This is a genomic window from Ammoniphilus oxalaticus, from assembly GCF_003609605.1.
GTDB lineage: Bacteria > Bacillota > Bacilli > Aneurinibacillales > RAOX-1 > Ammoniphilus > Ammoniphilus oxalaticus.
Genome location: NZ_MCHY01000008.1, coordinates 426045 through 443808, shown reverse-complemented (window position 1 = coordinate 443808; position 17764 = coordinate 426045). Strand labels below are relative to the sequence as shown.

General features: G+C 44.6%; 19 protein-coding genes and 1 pseudogene. 4 read left to right on the top strand and 16 right to left on the bottom strand.

Annotation, left to right across the window (positions count from 1 at the left end; translation table 11 throughout):
• Positions 1-81 precede the first annotated feature (81 nt).
• Positions 82-258, bottom strand: coding sequence for a 50S ribosomal protein L32 (gene rpmF, locus BEP19_RS08480; protein ID WP_120189427.1), 177 nt, complete (start codon positions 256-258; stop codon positions 82-84).
• A gap of 151 nt (positions 259-409) precedes the next feature.
• On the bottom strand, positions 410-928 hold the full coding sequence (locus tag BEP19_RS08475) for a YceD family protein (RefSeq protein WP_170145312.1): 519 nt from the start codon (positions 926-928) through the stop codon (positions 410-412).
• A 115-nt stretch (positions 929-1043) separates the two neighbouring features.
• On the opposite strand from BEP19_RS08475, the gene BEP19_RS08470 reads away from it, so the two are divergent.
• Positions 1044-2246 carry a nucleotidyltransferase gene (locus tag BEP19_RS08470; RefSeq protein ID WP_120189425.1) on the top strand — a complete coding sequence of 401 codons (1203 nt, stop codon included), beginning with the start codon at positions 1044-1046 and terminating at the stop codon, positions 2244-2246.
• A gap of 20 nt (positions 2247-2266) precedes the next feature.
• Here BEP19_RS08470 and BEP19_RS08465 read toward each other — a convergent pair whose 3' ends face one another.
• Both BEP19_RS08465 and BEP19_RS08460 read right to left on the bottom strand, forming a co-directional pair.
• Positions 2267-3301 (bottom strand): SepM family pheromone-processing serine protease, encoded by a 1035-nt coding sequence (locus BEP19_RS08465; RefSeq protein ID WP_120189424.1) that lies wholly within the window; start codon positions 3299-3301, stop codon positions 2267-2269.
• Positions 3291-4079, bottom strand: a complete 789-nt coding sequence (locus BEP19_RS08460) for a patatin-like phospholipase family protein (RefSeq protein ID WP_120189423.1) — start codon at positions 4077-4079, stop codon at positions 3291-3293. Before BEP19_RS08460 ends, BEP19_RS08465 begins: the two co-directional genes overlap by 11 nt.
• Positions 4080-4249: 170 nt before the next feature.
• On the opposite strand from BEP19_RS08460, the gene ylbJ reads away from it, so the two are divergent.
• Complete coding sequence (gene ylbJ, locus BEP19_RS08455) at positions 4250-5479, top strand: sporulation integral membrane protein YlbJ (RefSeq protein WP_120189422.1); 1230 nt, start codon at positions 4250-4252, stop codon at positions 5477-5479.
• Between the two features lie 69 nt (positions 5480-5548).
• On the opposite strand, the gene coaD is transcribed toward ylbJ, so the two are convergent.
• The 8 genes from coaD to BEP19_RS08415 all read right to left on the bottom strand — a co-directional run bounded on the left by coaD (position 5549) and on the right by BEP19_RS08415 (position 13657).
• Positions 5549-6049, bottom strand: coding sequence for a pantetheine-phosphate adenylyltransferase (gene coaD / locus BEP19_RS08450; protein ID WP_120189421.1), 501 nt, complete (start codon positions 6047-6049; stop codon positions 5549-5551).
• A 26-nt stretch (positions 6050-6075) separates the two neighbouring features.
• Positions 6076-6630: a 16S rRNA (guanine(966)-N(2))-methyltransferase RsmD gene (rsmD, locus tag BEP19_RS08445; RefSeq protein ID WP_120189420.1), complete on the bottom strand. Its 555-nt coding sequence runs from the start codon at positions 6628-6630 to the stop codon at positions 6076-6078.
• A gap of 352 nt (positions 6631-6982) precedes the next feature.
• Positions 6983-9046 (bottom strand): ATP-dependent DNA helicase RecG, encoded by a 2064-nt coding sequence (gene recG, locus BEP19_RS08440; protein ID WP_120189419.1) that lies wholly within the window; start codon positions 9044-9046, stop codon positions 6983-6985.
• The gene (gene sdaAA, locus BEP19_RS08435) at positions 9046-9930 is read right to left on the bottom strand and encodes an L-serine ammonia-lyase, iron-sulfur-dependent, subunit alpha (protein WP_120189418.1); all 885 of its coding nucleotides are present in this window, start codon (positions 9928-9930) and stop codon (positions 9046-9048) included. The genes recG and sdaAA overlap by 1 nt, the downstream gene beginning before the upstream one ends.
• A 26-nt stretch (positions 9931-9956) precedes the next feature.
• On the bottom strand, positions 9957-10622 hold the full coding sequence (gene sdaAB, locus BEP19_RS08430; protein WP_120189417.1) for an L-serine ammonia-lyase, iron-sulfur-dependent subunit beta: 666 nt from the start codon (positions 10620-10622) through the stop codon (positions 9957-9959).
• Between the two features lie 79 nt (positions 10623-10701).
• Positions 10702-11559, bottom strand: a complete 858-nt coding sequence (locus BEP19_RS08425; RefSeq protein ID WP_120189416.1) for a DegV family protein — start codon at positions 11557-11559, stop codon at positions 10702-10704.
• Between the two features lie 14 nt (positions 11560-11573).
• Positions 11574-13277 carry a DAK2 domain-containing protein gene (locus tag BEP19_RS08420; RefSeq protein WP_425452743.1) on the bottom strand — a complete coding sequence of 568 codons (1704 nt, stop codon included), beginning with the start codon at positions 13275-13277 and terminating at the stop codon, positions 11574-11576.
• Between the two features lie 17 nt (positions 13278-13294).
• A complete protein-coding gene (locus tag BEP19_RS08415) occupies positions 13295-13657 on the bottom strand; it encodes an Asp23/Gls24 family envelope stress response protein (RefSeq protein ID WP_120189415.1) in 363 nt (120 codons plus the stop codon).
• A 271-nt stretch (positions 13658-13928) separates the two neighbouring features.
• On the opposite strand from BEP19_RS08415, the gene rpmB reads away from it, so the two are divergent.
• Positions 13929-14117 carry a 50S ribosomal protein L28 gene (rpmB, locus tag BEP19_RS08410; protein ID WP_120189414.1) on the top strand — a complete coding sequence of 63 codons (189 nt, stop codon included), beginning with the start codon at positions 13929-13931 and terminating at the stop codon, positions 14115-14117.
• 156 nt (positions 14118-14273) lie between these two features.
• On the opposite strand, the gene spoVM is transcribed toward rpmB, so the two are convergent.
• Positions 14274-14354, bottom strand: a complete 81-nt coding sequence (gene spoVM / locus BEP19_RS08405; RefSeq protein ID WP_120189413.1) for a stage V sporulation protein SpoVM — start codon at positions 14352-14354, stop codon at positions 14274-14276.
• Positions 14355-14629: 275 nt separating this feature from the next.
• Here spoVM and BEP19_RS08400 point away from each other — a divergent pair, with 275 nt between their 5' ends.
• The gene (locus BEP19_RS08400; RefSeq protein WP_120189412.1) at positions 14630-15052 is read left to right on the top strand and encodes a hypothetical protein; all 423 of its coding nucleotides are present in this window, start codon (positions 14630-14632) and stop codon (positions 15050-15052) included.
• 172 nt (positions 15053-15224) lie between these two features.
• On the opposite strand, the gene rpe is transcribed toward BEP19_RS08400, so the two are convergent.
• The 3 genes and pseudogenes from rpe to BEP19_RS08385 form a co-directional block, all read right to left on the bottom strand.
• Entirely contained in the window at positions 15225-15884 is a 660-nt protein-coding gene (rpe, locus tag BEP19_RS08395) for a ribulose-phosphate 3-epimerase (protein WP_120189411.1), read from the bottom strand.
• Positions 15885-15887: 3 nt separating this feature from the next.
• On the bottom strand, positions 15888-16760 hold the full coding sequence (gene rsgA / locus BEP19_RS08390; RefSeq protein ID WP_120189410.1) for a ribosome small subunit-dependent GTPase A: 873 nt from the start codon (positions 16758-16760) through the stop codon (positions 15888-15890).
• A gap of 160 nt (positions 16761-16920) precedes the next feature.
• Positions 16921-17730 (bottom strand): annotated as a pseudogene (locus BEP19_RS08385) (RNA-guided endonuclease InsQ/TnpB family protein); the annotation flags it as partial.
• Positions 17731-17764 lie beyond the last annotated feature (34 nt).

Below are 17764 nucleotides of genomic sequence, written 5' to 3'. Positions count from 1 at the left end.
CAACAGGTTGATTATGTCGAATAATAGCCCTTTCTAAAGAAGAAAAGGGCAAGGTACCGAAGTACCTTGCCCTAGCAAAGCTTAGAATTTATTTACAACTTCTTGACCTTTATATGTTCCGCAAGATTTGCAAACACGGTGAGACAATTTATAATCTCCGCAAGTTAAGCATTTCACCATGCCAGGCACTTCTAATTTAAAGTGTGTGCGGCGAAGTCTTTTGCGAGTTTTGGAAGTTCTTCTTTTTGGTACTGCCATTTCTTCCACCCCCTTCAACGGAAGTTCATAACGCCCTACAAAGCGTTATTACCATCTTAAAAATAATGCGTATTTATAGCGCGCTGTCATCTGACAGAGTTATATTATAACCGATGCTTCCAAGCGGAATCAACATCAGCGATAATCAGTTTTATTCCTTATCTTTTTTAAAGAATAAGGCTAAATCCGCTAACCTCGGATCAATCCGTTCATTGTTGCACGAACAGGTTTGCTCATTCCAGTTTGTCCCGCATGTCGGACATAATCCTTTGCACGTGTCGGAGCAAAGATATATCTGCGGCATGTCTAATAAGATCGTTTGCCGAAAATAAGGCGTTAAGTCAATCTCTACCCCTTGATAAGGAATGATCTCACTCTCAGCTTCGTCTTCATCATCATCAACTTGCTCTATCTGATCCGAAAATTGTTCCGAAAAAGAAGTTGAAAAATCATATGTAGTTGGAGTCGCGCATCTTGAACACCCGGTCTTGATCGCGCCCGATAAATCCCCCGCTACATCAACTAATTCAGCGATTTTCTGAGCTTGTCCCATGAATGTAAAATTCTCAAACTGAAGATGCGGATACTTGATTCCCTTTGTAATAACGGGACCTTCCAATTGCTGCCTCTGCCCTTGAACTTTTTCAAGCTCATTCACCAATATTTTCATCAACATCACTCCTAAGACAACAGAAATCATTATAAAGCTGTTGCGTAATGTTTGTCAACAAAATTAAAGATACATTATAATAATAACAAAGCAAATGTAGAAAGGAAGACGCGCAATGAAAGTTGTCGGACTCATCGTGGAGTATAATCCACTGCACAACGGGCATCTCTATCACTACCAAGAAGCGATCAAAGCAACACAAGCTGACGCGTGCGTCGCAGTTATGAGCGGAAATTTTCTGCAAAGAGGGGAACCCGCGATCGTCTCCAAATGGGCGCGGACGAAAATGGCGTTAGCGATTGGCGTTGATCTCGTGATTGAGCTTCCTACCGCTTATTGTACCCAAAATGCGGAAGTATTTGCCTTCGGCGCTGTTTCCGCTCTGCATTCCCTCGGCGTGGTCGACTCCATTTGTTTTGGAAGCGAAAGCGGGTCAACCGATTGGCTTGAAGAGTTAGCCCAAAAACTTGCCAACGAACCCGCTAGTTTTAAGCAAGAGTTAAAGCAAGGTCTTAGCGAGGGCTTGCCCTATCCGAGCGCATACGCCAATGCTGCGGCAAACCTAGCGAATGTGTCGATAGATGACTTAAATAAGCCGAACAACATTCTCGGATTAAATTATATCCTTGCCTTAAAGAGATTGAACAGTTCAATTAAGCCTTACACGATTACGCGCGTAAAAGCTGGTTACAATGAAACAGCAATTACGGATCAGACAATTGCCAGCGCGACAGCATTACGCAAATTAATTGCCGAAAGCAATCTGGACACGATTCAAAATTTTACACCTTTGTCGACGTATCAGATTTTACGAGAAGAACAACAAGCGGCGCGATTCCCGATCGATTGGGATTTGTTCTTTTCATTTGTCCGCCAGCAACTACTCGCCCAGGGAACCGAACAATTGGCGCTTATTCATGAAATGGATGAGGGAATCGAACACCGCCTGAAGCGATTAAGCCTTCAAACAACTGATTTTCAAAGTTTCATGGAAGCAATCAAGACGAAACGCTATACGTGGAACCGCCTGCAGCGCTTATTACTCTATCTTTTGTTAAATGTAACAAAACGAGAAATAAACAATCTCCAGCTACAACGGGGCGTTCCGTACATTCGAGCGCTCGGATTCAATCAGCGTGGACAAGCCTTGCTTCGTCGGGCGGGCGAGCAAAGCCTAGTACCCGTTATCGGGCGGATCCAAAAAGAAAAACACCCGATGCTCGACCTAGATGTGAGGGCCTCCAACCTTTACCAGCTCGCTTATCAGCCCGCTTCTTTTCGACCTGAGCACACCTTCACACCGATAAAATGGAAATAGGGAGGCGTTGCCTCCTTATTCTAACGCGGCGGGAGTTTCTTCAGATAGTCCAATACATCGTCAATTTCCCGCACAGCGATGATTTTCATCTTTAAATTTTGAGACTTCGCCTTTTTAATTGCTTGATCATAATTAGAAACGCCTTTCTCATCCTTTTCCGCAGGGGCGAAAAAGATCTCTGTTTGTTCACGAGCGGCGGCGACAACCTTATATTCTATTCCCCCAATTCGGCCGATTGAACCGTCTTCATTGATCGTTCCCGTGCCCGCTATATCATACCCTTTCGTCAAATCGCCTGGGAGCAATTGATTCATCATTTCTAGCGTAAACATCAACCCGGCTGACGGCCCACCGATTTCCGCTGATTTAATTTCAACGTTTTTTGGCAATTCAAACACCCGCTTTGTAATCGGGGAAGCGATCCCGATCCCTGGTTTGCTCTCTTCGCCAGGTAGGGCCGGTAATGATGTCAGCGTTAGTTTAGCTGCCTGTGGTTTCCCGTCTCGGGCAAAATGTATCAGCGTTTCTTCGTTCACCTGACGTCCTTTCAAGGCGTCCATCAAATCCTCCGCCGTTTCGATTTGAACATCATCGACACGGAAGATGACATCTCCGACCTGTAACACCTTCTCCGCGGGATAACCCGGAATAATCTGCATGATAATCGCCCCGCTATTTTTCAATTTAATATCGAATCCAGCTTTTTGAAAAGCAACGATTTTAGCAGTATCCTGCGAGGCTTTCATAACAGCAAGCTGTCTTTGTAAATATTGCTCGTTACTCTCATGCGGACTATGAACGTGTTCCGCCTTCACCAACTCAGCGTTAGCGTCAAGCGACGCCCAAAGCGCGCCCGCGACATTGGTTGGTCCGGTGCGAATCGTTGTCAAACGAAATGTTCCTTGTTCTTCCGCATAGCCGTCTTCCACTTGAATAATCGGCGCCAACGGAAGAGCCGAACCTGGTTGATATATATAGTAAGGGACTTTCGTATTCATCCCAATAAAGATAAATAAGAAGAAGGCAAACAGCCCCCATATTCTTCTATTCCTCATGGATTCCTCTACTTTCTATAACTTTCCGAATCTGATCTAATGACTTAAACGCTGCTTCTTTTCCAGCTTCAATCAGCTCTTCTACCTGCGTAAAATTAGTGGCGCTAAACCCACCAACAATAGGACGAATTAAAACGTCGGCGTCTACGATTCGATAACGGAAAATCTCTTTTTCCATGATTTGAATCGTCTGGGCGATCACGTCAAAAATAGAACTGAGGTGAACTTCCTCTGAAACAATCCCGACGTCAACCCCAATGACACACTCCGCTCCAATCGCCTGCGCAGCTGTAATCGGCACGCGATCGATCACCCCGCCATCGATCAATAACTTTCCATCAACCTCTTCCGGTATGAAGATACCAGGGATTGAAATACTCGCGCGAACAGCTGGGGCAATCGGGCCTTTCGTAAAAACAACACGCTCCCCATTTCTTAAATCTGTCGCTACGACCGCAAGCGGTTTATGTAGCTGCTCGATATCCTTCCCTTGTGTCAGCAGCCGAACCATTTCCTTAACCTTCTCGCCAGCGATAAACCCCATTTTAGGCACAGTAAAATCAAGCCAGTATTTTCGTTTCAAATTAATCGCCAATTTTTCCATCATATCTGGTGTAATGCCTGCAGCGTAACAAGCGCCGATCAGACTGCCCATACTGCTGCCAGATATATAATCAATTGGGATTCCCGCTTCTTCTAACACTTGAATCACACCGATATGAGCGATGCCGCGAGCTCCGCCTGACCCTAACGCTAATCCAACCTTCGGTCTCATCATGTATGATTTCCTCCCCCAACCTCTCACATCATAAATAGATTCCATTTTCTCTCTATTATATGAGCCAACATGAAGATTGATCAACATTGAGCTGGTCTAAATGGTCTTGTCCTCGCGTAAAGTGTAGTGGTATGTCCATTATGCAACGACAACATGGAGGCAGCTTTTACATGCGTTATAAACCTTATATTCAGACTCTTTTGTTTGCGGCGCTATCGGTCTTACTCGTTTTCTGTATGATACGATTCCCACAAGATTCCTTCCACGCCGCGTTGCGCGGGTTAAAAATTTGGTGGGACGTTGTGTTCCCAGCATTACTTCCTTTTATGATTTTATCAGAGATCATGATGGGCTTCGGGGTCGTTCATTTTATTGGCGTTTTATTAGAACCTCTGATGCGGCCGTTATTTAAAGTGCCAGGCACAGGCGGATTCGTAATGGCGATGGGTTTTTCTTCTGGTTATCCTGTAGGCCCTAAGTTAGCCACCCAATTGAGGCAACAAAAGTTAGTGACACGGGCAGAAGGTGAGCGACTTGTTTGTTTTACAAGCACAACGGATCCCTTGTTTATTTTCGGCGCGGTTGCTGTCGGCTTCTTCCATGATGCGACGCTTGGGATTACGATTGCAATCGCTAACTACGTCGGAGCCTTATTGGTCGGAATCATGCTTCGGTTTCACGATCGCAGGGGACAGATCACTTCTTATACGACAGATCAAAACCAACCCTTACTGTTACGCGCGTTGCAGGCAATGCATCGAGCTCGACTGAAAGAACGGCGACCGTTCGGACAACTGATGGGCGACGCGGTAATGAGCAGTTTTCAAACATTGTTCGTCATCGGCGGATTTATCATTATTTTTTCCGTGATCATTGAATTTATCTCGATGGGGGCTATCTCCATTGTATTAGCCAGTATTTTGACCACGGTATTATCGCTGTTTCAACTGCCGGAAGACTTATCTCAAGTGTTTGTAATCGGTTTTTTTGAAGTGACGCAAAGCATGCAATACATGAGTGAATTAAACACTCCGATTGGGATGGAAATTAAGTTAGCGGTAGCTTCCGCGCTCGTTGCTTGGGGCGGAATTTCTGTGCACGCTCAGGTCGCGAGTATTATTAGCTCAACGGACATGCGCTACAAACCGTATTTTATTTGGAAAGGAATTCATGCTTTCATTGCAGGCGCGCTCGCCTTTCTTTTCTGGAAACCTTTTCAAAGCTTGGCCTTATTCCAATTTACACTTCCCGCTTTTGCCGAACAGACCCCGACAGGGGGGCTTATCCTTACGTGGAACAACTTTCAACACATCGGGTTATTCGCGTCCCTTTTCTTACTAGGATTAGCGCTCATTTCTTATATGATTCATTTGATTTCAAAGCGGCGCCTCAACAATTAGAAAACGACAACGCTTTATAGCCAAAGGAAGCCTTTTGCGCGCCACTCAGTTAAAAGGAAATAATCCCGGTTAGATCCCGGGATTATTTCCATACTGGATAAATTTATCCATCAACGCCTGCTCCACCGGAGGTGGCACGATCGCGCTTACATCTGCTTTATACTTGGCAATTTCCTTCACAATACTGGAGCTTAGGTACGAATATTTCGTGTTCGTCATCATAAAGAACGTTTCGATTTCTTCCTCCATCAAGCGATTGATTGACGCCATTTGCAATTCGTACTCAAAATCGGATACGGCTCGCAATCCTTTAATAATCACTTTCGCTTGTTTTGACTTCATATAATCGATCAACAATCCTTGGAAAGACTCCACATGAACATTCGGCAAATCTTTCGTTACCTCTTTTAATAAAGCGACTCGTTCTTCAATTGAAAACAAGGGTTGCTTATTCTCGTTCACTAATACTGAAACGATGACCTTGTCAAAAATCTTCGAACCCCTCACAATAATATCTAGATGTCCATTTGTCACAGGATCGAAACTCCCGGGACATACCGCAATCGTCATCTTCTGATTCTCCCTTCGTTATGTAGTCAGTCCGGCGCGCGATAAACAGTAATCCGCGCGCTGCCATATTCCGCTTCCTTCTGTTTTTGGATCGGTCCGATTAAGTCCGGCAAACTTAGTTGCGCGTCTGTTTCGGCAACAATAATGGCGCCAAGGTTAAGCAAACCAAATTGTTCGAGAAGCGCGATTTCGTCAGCGATGTTACGATGCGTATAGGGAGGATCAAGTAAAACTAAATCGAATGGAAGTTGCCTCTTTTTTAACGCCTTCAAAGCCCGACGCGATTCATTCTTGTAAACTTCAGCCTGATCGAGCAAGTCTGTTTTAGCTAGGTTTTGTTTTATGACCTCTATCGCTTTCTTATCAATGTCGACAAAGACGATCTTTTCCATTCCTCTGCTTAACGCCTCTATGCCAAGACCACCTGTGCCTGCGTACAGATCAAGCCCAATCCCTCCTTCAAAATAAGGTCCGATCATACTGAAGATCGACTCTTTCACCTTATCAACGGTAGGGCGGGTGCTTTTCCCTGGTAACGCTTGCAACGGTCTTCCTTTTTTCGAACCGGAAATAACTCTCATGACTCCCTCCTCGATTGACCGTCACTTAAAGAGTACTACTTTTTGATAAGTGTAACACAACATTGTAGTCTGGTAAATCATCCCTACATTGTTTCAAATTAAATTCACTTTATATGTATATCTTTCCTTAATCGTGCCCATAATATGACTAGTAACATGATTTGTGTTACTGACAACCGCGGAGAAGACTTACGTTTCCCCATAAGCTCTTCCTCCGGTTTCTCCTCTCCCATTGGCTGGATGTTCAGGAAAATGCGTTGGCGCATTCAATGACATCCGGCTTTTTTTTTGACGCAATATAATAAAAAAAGAGACTGCCGCAAGGATTAACCTCTCTACAGTCTCTTCATCATTAATCTAACATGTACTGTTCCAATATCCCTTGTTGTTCCAAATAGGCGCGCAAAAATGCGTAATTGTCATCCGTCCAAAAATCTTCTGTTCGAAGGATCGCTGCGGCATCCGCTCGCGCCAACTCCAATTGTTCAAAATCCTGGGTAAGATCAGCCAGGCGGAATTCGGGTAAACCGCTCTGTTTGGTGCCAAAGAAATCGCCGGGTCCCCTTAACGCTAAATCCCTGCGGGCGACTTCAAACCCGTCACACGTCTCTTTCATAATTCTCATCCGTTCCCGCCCAACTTCTGTTTTCGGATCCGCAATTAAAATACAGGTTGATTGCTCCGAACCCCTGCCAACCCGACCGCGTAACTGATGCAATTGGGCCAAACCGAATCGTTCAGCGTCATAAACGACCATAACAGTCGCATTGGGCACATCAACCCCGACCTCAATGACTGTCGTTGAAACTAACACTTGGATCTGATTGGCGCTAAACTCCCGCATGACCTGTTCCTTTTCTTTTGAAGTCATTCTGCCGTGCAGTAGACCTACTTGAGATTGCTCTCCGAAATAATGGACCAACTGGGCATGAACATCGAGCGCATTTTGCACATCTATCTTTTCAGACTCTTCAATTAAGGGACAGATCACATAAGCTTGTCTACCGTTATTCACTTCTTTTGCAATAAAGGCAAGCACGCGCTCGAACATATTTTCTTTCACCCAGTACGTTTCAATCGGTTTTCGACCAGCGGGCAACTCATCGAGCGTGGACACATCCATATCCGCAAAAACGGAGATCGCCAATGTTCTTGGGATCGGTGTGGCCGTCATGCAAAGCACATTTGGCTGCAGTCCTTTTTCTCTCAGTACGCGCCGTTGTTCCACCCCAAACCGATGTTGTTCATCTGTGATGACTAGACCTAGCTTACTAAAATGGACATCATCTTGAATAAGCGCATGCGTACCTACGACGATGTCAATCAAGCCCATTTGCAAGCCGCCTAACAATTCACGACGAATCGGCGCCGACATCCCGCCCGTTAACAAACCGACTTGCAGACCGTATGGAGCAAGTAATTTCGTTAAAGTGGCTGCATGTTGTTCCGCTAAGATTTCCGTCGGAGCCATCAGCGCCCCTTGACAGCCCGCTTGCGTGGCCGCATACAAGGCAACCGCCGCAACGATCGTTTTACCCGAACCAACATCCCCCTGCAACAATCGGTTCATCCCAAAATCGGCTTGCAGATCATCCAGAATCTCCTTCAATGCCCTTTTTTGAGCATTAGTTAACCGAAAAGGCAATGCCCGAACGAACGCTCGCACAGGCTCCAATGGAATCGGCATCGCTAAACCTTGGTTGTTCCTTTTTTGGACAAGTTGCAGCGCTTGCATCTTTAATTGGTAAAAAAATAACTCTTCATAAGCAAGTCTTTTCCTCGCTTCAATTCCGAGCGCGGTCGATGTTGGAAAATGGATCGCTGTAATCGCTTCTCGCCTCGAAATAAAAAGGCGTCGTTCTCGGATTTCAGCAGGTAGGATCTCTTCGATGTCGGACGCGTATTGTTGCAAAGCTTGCTGCAGATAACGCTGGATTTGTTTTACTGTAACCGCTGCGGAGGCGGGGTAAATCGGTTTAATTTTCACTTCTTCCGATTGTTGTTGCGTTGTCTTCGGAATGGTTGTTTTTGTTTCGGAAACAGTGACTTGCATCCGATTTTTTTCCCACTTTCCACTTACTTGGATTTCTTGACCAATCTTGATCCGATTTTTTAAATAATGCTGATTAAACCAAATTGCGGTGACAACCGCTCGATCAACGACAAGGCGGACCATCATCCGCGACCTTCTTTTTCCGAAAAAGCGGACAGCCGGTTCAGCGTACACCTCCCCGCGAATCGTAATCCGTTCCCCATTCGCGACTTCGCTTAACTCCCGAATCGAATAGTCTTCATAACGCGACGGAAAGTAGAACAACAAGTCATGGACCGTTTCAATCCCCAACTCCGCTAACGCTTGCGCTTTTACCTCTCCAATTCCCGTTACCGTTGTAACAGGTAACAGCATCTGATTCATTAGTCTTTGAGCGAACCAAATATCCGACGTTCATGTTCTTTCCCTGTCGGTGTCGCCGCCAACCCTCCCAATGCAGTTTCTCGCAAACTACTCGGCATAGAGCATCCAATCTGATACATCGTCTCGATCACCTCATCAGCGGGAATAATGCTTTTAATACCAGCCAGAGCCATGTCCGCGGCGGTCATCGCCAATGCTGCGCCCATCGCGTTTCGTTTAACGCAAGGAGCCTCAACTAATCCCGCTACGGGGTCACACACTAAACCAAGTAAATTTTTCATTGCGATTGAAAGCGCCTCAGCGGATTGTTGAGGACTACCCCCCGCCATTTCCACCATGGACGCGGCCGCCATCGCCGTAGCTGACCCAACTTCAGCTTGGCAACCACCCGCCGCCCCGGATATAAATGCGTTGTTTGCGATTACGAGCCCAATAGCTCCTGATGTAAACAAATATCGAATCATCTGCTCGCGCGTCGCCTGTAATTTTGGAGCGACCGCAAATAGGGTGCCTGGCACGATACCGGCAGATCCCGCAGTCGGTGTGGCGCAAATGGTTCCCATTTTCGCGTTGACTTCGTTCGTCGCCACCGATTTACTTACCGCGTCTAACAAAATTCGTCCAGAAAGCGGCTCTTTCTCTTTTAAATAACGTTGTAAAAGAACAGCGTCTCCGCCTGTTAAACCCGAACGAGAACGTTCTTCCTCTACGATTCCGCGTTTAACCGCTTGTTCCATAATAGTTAAATTATCATCCATCAGCTTCCAAACTTCTTCACGATTTCTTCCGGATTGATAGATCTCTGTCTCAATCATCACCTCAGAGATCTTCTTGTTTTCAGCAACGCATCTTTCCACCAATTCAGCAATGGTTCGAAAAACCACACGTATCACATCCTTCTGAAAGCTAATTAGATTGTTTCAAGCCTCACTACTTTTTCAATAAAAGGGAGCGACTCGATTTGTTTGCAAAGCGCTTTATCCATCGGATAATCGGTCTCAATGATCATTAAAGCTTGGCCGCCTTTTGACTTTCTGGCCAATTCTAAATAAGCGATATTTAAGTCCCGTTCGGCAAATACTTCGGTAATGGAGGCAACGACCCCCGAACGATCCTGGTGCTTAACTAGGATCGTCGGAACTTCTCCTGAGATCCGCGAGGTAAAACCATTGATTGAAGTAATCACAATTTTTCCGCCGCCGATCGAGATACCTTCCACCGTAGTCTCGCCCTGTTCATCACTCAATGTAATGATTGCCGTATTCGGATGGTTAGGCTCATCATCAGAGACGGACATCTTAATTTCGACCCCTAACTCTTTAGCGAGCTGATGCGCTTCAACCATTCGCTCATCATATGTGTTTAAACCAAGGATCCCGCCGATGATCGCAATATCTGTGCCGTGACCTTTATACGTTTGAGCGAACGAACCAAGGAACGTGATTTCCGCCTTCTTTGGTTGTCTGCCAAATACATTTCTGCTCATCAAGCCAATCCGAGCCGCCCCCGCTGTATGCGAACTGGATGGTCCGATCATAATCGGTCCAATAATATCAAAAACAGAACGATATTTCATTTGATGCGTTCCCCCTGTCTTTTGCCATTGCAAAATCAAATAAAACAAGAAGGAAGAACTACGTTCATCCTTCCTTTATTCAGGGTTTATACATGACGACCGCCAATGCCTGTGGGCCAACGTGGGCGCCAATCACAGGGCCTATTTGCGCAAATGTAACTTCCTGAATATTAAATTCACTCATCAACGTTTCTTTCAGCTGCTCCGCCTCCGCTCGATTTAGCCCATATAAGATGGAGACGATCACTTTTTCATCGTGAGCATAGCTTTTACACTCATCAATGATGGTGGCCAACGCTTTCCGCTTCCCTCTCACCTTTTCAAACGGATACACTTCGCCGCTCTCATTTAGCGCCAGAATCGGTTTGACATTCAATAACGTTCCAACGACCGCTTGAGCCCGACCAATCCTTCCGCCTTTTTGCAAATACGTCAACGTATCCACAAGGAAGAACTCCTTTTGCTCACGAATCATTTTCTCAATGAGGGCCAAACACTCTTCTTTCGTATTCCCTTGTTCCGCTGCTTTCGCCGCTTCGACGACAATCATTCCTAACATGTATGACGCCTTTTTTGAATCGATTACATCGATATCCACTTCGTCACCCATCATATTTTTGGCCAGGTTCGCTGACTGATAGGTCCCGCTTAAGGCGCTAGAAAGGTGTATAGAGATAATTTGCGTATCGGCGCCCTCACTTTCCAAAATCTCGCGATACATGGTCTCAAATTGTATAGGAGGCGGTTGAGAAGTCGATGGAAACTGATTGGTGTTTTCCAATTTTTCAAAAAAAGTCGACGGGGTAATCTCAATCCCATCTAGATAAGTCTTAGTATCAACATGCACTTTAAGCGGAACAACATGGATGCCCCATCGCTCGGCTATTTCTTTTGAAATATCAGCTGTACTGTCTGTTACAATTTTGATCGTAGCCATCACTACCCCCTACATTACTCCACTGAGAATATGAATGAATAGAGCGGTTGTCCGCCAGTATAAAGTTCAACTTCTAGTTGCGGGTAGGCGGATTGAATTTCATCCGCAAAAGCTTCCGCTTCATTCGTTTCTACCTCTTGTCCATAGAAAATAGAGACAACTTCGCTTTCTTCATCAATCATCTCCGTTAGGAGGTCTTTGCTAACTTGATTAAGCGTCGTTGCTGCGGTCACAATTTCATCTTCAAGCAAACCGATAAAATCGCCTTCTTTAATTTGAAGCTGGTCAACCTTTGAATCCCGCACAGCGTAGGTCACTAGTCCCGTTTTCACGTGTGATATCGCATCGATCATTTGTTGCTTATTGACGCCAGGGGATTCCTCTATTTTCAACGATAGCAACGCGGCAATCCCTTGCGGCATCGATCGACTGGGGACTACCGTAGCGGGCAATTCAATCATGCGCGCCGCTTGTTCAGCAGCCATAATAATATTTTTATTGTTGGGCAGAAAGATGATATGTTCCGCTTGGAGTTGAGACGCGGCTTGCAACAAATCCTCTGTGCTGGGATTCATCGTTTGACCGCCTTCCACGACCTCGTCAACACCTAAGCTTTTTAAAATTTCAACAATCCCCTCACCGCTGGCTGCGGCCACAATCCCATACGCTTGCATTGCTTGTCGCTCTTCTTGCTGCGGGTCTAAATTGTTCGTTCGTTCATGATTTTCAATAGAAACAATTTGGGCATGTTGCTCACGCATATTTTCAATTTTAATCCCGACAAGTTCCCCAAACTGTTGACCATATTCTAAAACTTTTCCTGGGTGTTCACTATGAATATGAACTTTCACCCATTCCTCATCAGCCACAACGAGTAATGAATCGCCAAAATGACTAACCCGCTCACGAAAAGGAGCCAATTGGAAGCGCGGGGAAGGAGCTCGCTTGATCAAAAACTCTGTGCAATATCCATATTCAATGCTTTCCGTCTGCAAATGAATCTGAGCCCGTTCTTCCTGAAAACGAAGCGATGTCATTTCTTCCCGTGGTTGTTGCGCAACGAGCTCATTCAACTGGTCAAGTAGTTGCTCGTCCCCAACTTCGCCAAGCAACGCTTGGTAAAATCCGATATAAATGTAAACGAGGCCTTGCCCGCCGGAATCTACAACCCCAACTTCTTTTAATACAGGAAGCAGTTGCGGAGTACGCGCTAAAGATTCTTGGGCGGCTTGCAATGTCACGCGCATCACTTGCGTGATGTCATCGGTTCTTTGAGCGGCTTGCTGAGCTCCTGCCGCCGCATCTTTAGCGACAGTTAAAATAGTTCCTTCCACAGGCTTCATCACAGCATCATAAGCCATCGTAACTCCTTGAGAGAAGGCTAGGGCCAATGTTTTTGCGGTGACAGTTTCATCATCAGCGATCGCTTTGCTAAAACCTCGAAATAATTGCGATAAAATGACGCCTGAATTTCCCCTTGCCCCCATCAACAGTCCTTTTGATAACACTTGCGATACCATCCCTGCATGATGACTCGGGTTTTTTTTCAGTTCTGAAACGCCAGAACTCATACTCAAGTTCATATTCGTTCCGGTATCCCCATCTGGCACGGGAAAAACATTTAAAGCATCCACTTCTGAGGCATGGTTCGCCAAAGCTTTCGCCCCCGCAAAAAACATGCTGGTTAATTCTTCTCCACTTACTTCTTTCTTACTCACAACGAGTACCTCCTGACTTACGGCTCCGATACCCTAACTCCTTGCACAAAAACGTTAACCCCATTTATATCGAGGCCAAGCATTTGCTTTAATGTATACTTCACTTTTGTCTGCACATTGTGAGCCACTTCGGAAATTTTAACGCCATAGCTAACAATAATGTGCAAATCGATCTCAATCATCCCTTCTTCATTTGAAACAACGATCCCGCGACTTAAGTTATCTTTACCCAATAACTCCGAAAAACCGTCTTTCAATCCCTGAAGCGAAGCCATTCCAACTAGACCGTAGCAATTTACAGCCGCGCCGCCCGCAATCGTGGCAATGACTTCATTAGAGACATCAATTTTTCCTAACGTACTGTCGATCTCCATTGACATAGTTGATCTTCTCCTACCTCGCTTGATTCATGCTTTTTAGCATGGTCGGTTTATACTTGTTCCGCCTTATTAATTCAGAGCCTATTCCATTAAGCTATATTTAACAAAAATATGATTTCCTCCAATTCTACTATAAAAAATACCGAATTAAAAGGCTGGACGCCCATCACTCGAAAGAGTTGTCCACGGATGTATTGCGAAAATAAATTCCTTATGCTATCATGTTAAAGTGTTTTGTATACTGATGGTGTTCAATCAGGGGGGTGGAAAAATGGCACGCGTATGTTATATCACTGGAAAGAGAGCCAGCACGGGTAACAAAAGAAGTCACTCTAACCGCGCGAAAAAGCGCACTTGGGGAGTGAACGTTCAAAAAGTACGTATTTTAGTTGATGGAAAGCCGAAGCGCGTTTATGTAAGCGCCAAAGCGCTTAAATCTGGAAAAGTAACACGGGCTTAGTCCGTTATATAGAACAAAAACTCTTTTCCGAGTTTAAAACACGTATAACCGTATTTATGCGGTGAAAAAGCGCCCAAGTTTATCGAGGGCGCTTTTTTAACTAAAAAATTTAAAATATAAGTGAAACGAAAAAAAAGATACGGATCCGTATCTTTTTTATTTCTTTTTGAAGGCTCCCAACATGGCCTTCACCATTCCCCCTATAAATCTCGGCAATTTAATCGTATAGAACCTCATGACTGGCCCCTCCTTACTTCCAAAAGATTCAAGCTAAACATTAGCCCTGTCCTCAACCTACCGCAGCGCTTCTATGGATAGATGACCAAATTAGATCTAATAAAGTATATTCAATTACTTCCTAGAAATGTTCCTAATTTACGTTGGGGACAAAAATCAGTTTCGCCCAAGCTAGAAATCGCCACCATTAAACTGCAACAATTACAAACTCTCGTTCTTTTAAATGCGACTTACGCATAACGTATAGTAAATTGCGATTTTAAAGGAGGATTTCCATGGGACAAGCGGCTCTATTTACCCCGCCACCAATTCATAAAACTAATCTCGTTATCTTTCCCAATTATTTGTTGAAGAACAGGTTAAAGCAATTTTGTAAGCTCATCGACGGAGAGTTTACTAAAAACGAAGCTGGACTCATTACGATCATGAACAATTCCCTCGAATTTCATTTTAAAACTTACAATAAGCATCTTGAATTAGAGGAAATGACCTATACACCTCGATCTATGCTAGATTCGATTCGTTGTCTTGAGTTTATTAAGTATGAATCTTATTTATACCAAAAGCCAATTTACGTTACCGACTTATCGCCAACATTAGCAGCGTTCTTGAAAGAACATGGCTTTAGGATGCTAGATGAAGAGGAGAAACAAGAAGTGTTCGAAGGCTTCTGGGAAAAGGAAGCGCAAAAGGTGTAAACAGACGCCAAGTCAGGACGGATAAAACGAGCATAAAAAAGCGTAGGAAAATGATCATTCCTACGCTTCTTATTTTTGGAAGACGACCGAAGAGAAATAATCAGGAGTTCTCCGACATAAAAGAACGGACATTCCAGAAGGCCCGCTCATCCTCGACTTTCTGAATCGTCCGTTATCCTCTGATCGCCGCAATTGCTTGCTTACGATCTTGTTGATTGTAAATCGCATTACCGGCAACGAGTACGTTCGCCCCAGCTTCGATCACCAATTTTGCTGTTTCAGGATTGATGCCACCGTCCACTTCAATTTCGACTTGCGTCAACCCTCGTTCATCCAATTGCTTTCTTAACTCCCGAATTTTTGGAACGACATTGTGAATAAATGCTTGACCGCCAAACCCAGGGTTTACAGTCATTAATAAAACCATATCAATATCTTCTATGATATGTTGAATCGCGCTAATCGGCGTCGCGGGATTCAAAACAACACCCGCTTTTGCTCCATGTTCTTTAATCAGATAAATCGTTCGGTGTAAGTGCGGGCAAACTTCCTGATGGACCGTAACGATATCCGCCCCTTGTTTTACAAATTCAGGGATGTATACATCCGGATTCTCAATCATCAGATGCACATCCAATGGCAACTCCGTCATTGGACGAATCGCCCCGACAATCAGCGGTCCAATCGTAATGTTTGGCACGAAATGTCCATCCATCACATCGACATGAATATAATCTGCGCCGCCTACTTCTACGTCTTTGATCTCTTCGCCTAATTTTGCAAAATCCGCTGATAAAATGGATGGCGCAATTTTAATTGGCAGCTTACCCATTATTTAATACCTCCGCCTCTTATCTTCTTTTATTTCTTCTAAAAAGACCGCATAGTTGTCATACCGTTGTTGATTAATTTGACCATCCGCCAACGCAGCTCTCACAGCGCAACCCGGTTCACTAATGTGCAAGCAACCGCGAAACTTGCAATCCGCAATATACGGTTTAAAGTCTATAAAGTGATAACCTAGTTGCTCGGGGTCAACATCAAAAAAATCAAGTTGGCTAAATCCTGGCGTATCCGCGACAAAACCGCCTTCAACGGGGATCAACTCAACGTGTCTCGTTGTATGTTTTCCGCGTCGCAACCGCTCGCTCACTTGACCGATCTGTAAATTTACACCTGGCAATATTTCGTTAAGTAGGCTTGATTTCCCCACCCCGGACTGACCTGAAAAAACAGAAATGTGGTTTCGAAGCAACGCTTTTAGTTCTTGAATCCCTTCACCCGTCTTTTTGCTCGTGGCCAACACAGGATAACCAATTTGCTCATACGTCTCTTTGATCGCCTGATAACCGTCCCGTAACAAATCGACCTTCGATAAACAAATGATGGAACGTAGCCCTGCGCCTTCCGTATGCACTAAAAATCGGTCCAACAGCAATGGGTTGAAAACAGGTTCCGCGAGTGAAAACACGAGGAACGCTTGCTCAACATTGGCAATCGGCGGACGAACGAGTTCTGTTTTACGATCGGCAACCGTTTGAATAAAACCTTCTTGATTTTCGCCCTGATCGTACGTAACCCAATCGCCGACTAACGGCGAGATCCCTCTTTTTTTAAAAACACCGCGGGCTCGGCACTGCCACGTTTTCTCTTCGTCAAGCACGTAATAATAACCACTCAATGCTTTAATAATCCTACCTTCGGGCATAAAACCCCGTTGCCAAAGACTTATAAAAATCTATAAATCTCCGTTTGCTTTCCTATTCTGTGTGTCCGATTTTGCCGAAGCTACTTTCGTTTGATGTGACACTTCAAGGGCGTAAATTCGGATACAACGAATCCTACACATTAGCGGTAACTTTTCAGTGTTATCCTGCTAATTTCGATAAATTGATAGCAGCGTTTAAATCTCTATCTATTTTCAAACCACACCCACATTGGTAAACACGATCAGATAGCTTCAGGTCCTTTTTAATGTCTCCACAACCCGAACACATTTTAGAAGATGGAAACCACTTATCGGCTTCAATGAATCGAATCCCATACCTCTCACATTTGTACTGTATTTTTGTTTTAAAGTCATACAGACATTGTTTAGCGATTGCTTTTGATAAGTGCTTATTCTTCATCATACCTTGAATGTTTAGTGTCTCCATAACTACTGAGCTAGGCTTGGTTTTCACGATAGCGGTAGTCGTTTGGTGTATGTGGTTGTTGCGAATATTCGTCAATTTACGGTGTAGCAAACGAATCGTTCTTTCGATTTTTATAAGGTTGCGCGTTTTGACAAAACGGCCTCCCTCCTTATTCATCTCGTATTTTCGAGAAGCGTTGCGTTGCAACCTCCGTAAACGCTTTTCAATCTTTCTTTCGTTCGCTGTCTTGTTCATGTTTTTAAAAGTCATGCCATTGGAACAGACAGCAAGTTTTTCGATGCCTACATCAATCCCAATAACTTCATCAGTTAAAATAGGCTTTTCAAGTTCCTGTTCGATTCCAACGGATAGGTACCAGTACTTTCCATCAAAAGATACTCTGGGATTCGTATACTTTACATCCATAGGAACCTGTTCGGATGTTTTAATCCATCCAGCTTTCTCAACGAGGACCTCACCAGGTCTTACTTTCAACTTTATATTGTCGTTGTAAAAAGAAGGTTTTGACCTCTTTCTGCTCTTCGTAAACATGACAGTTTAGTCAGGGAAGTGGTCA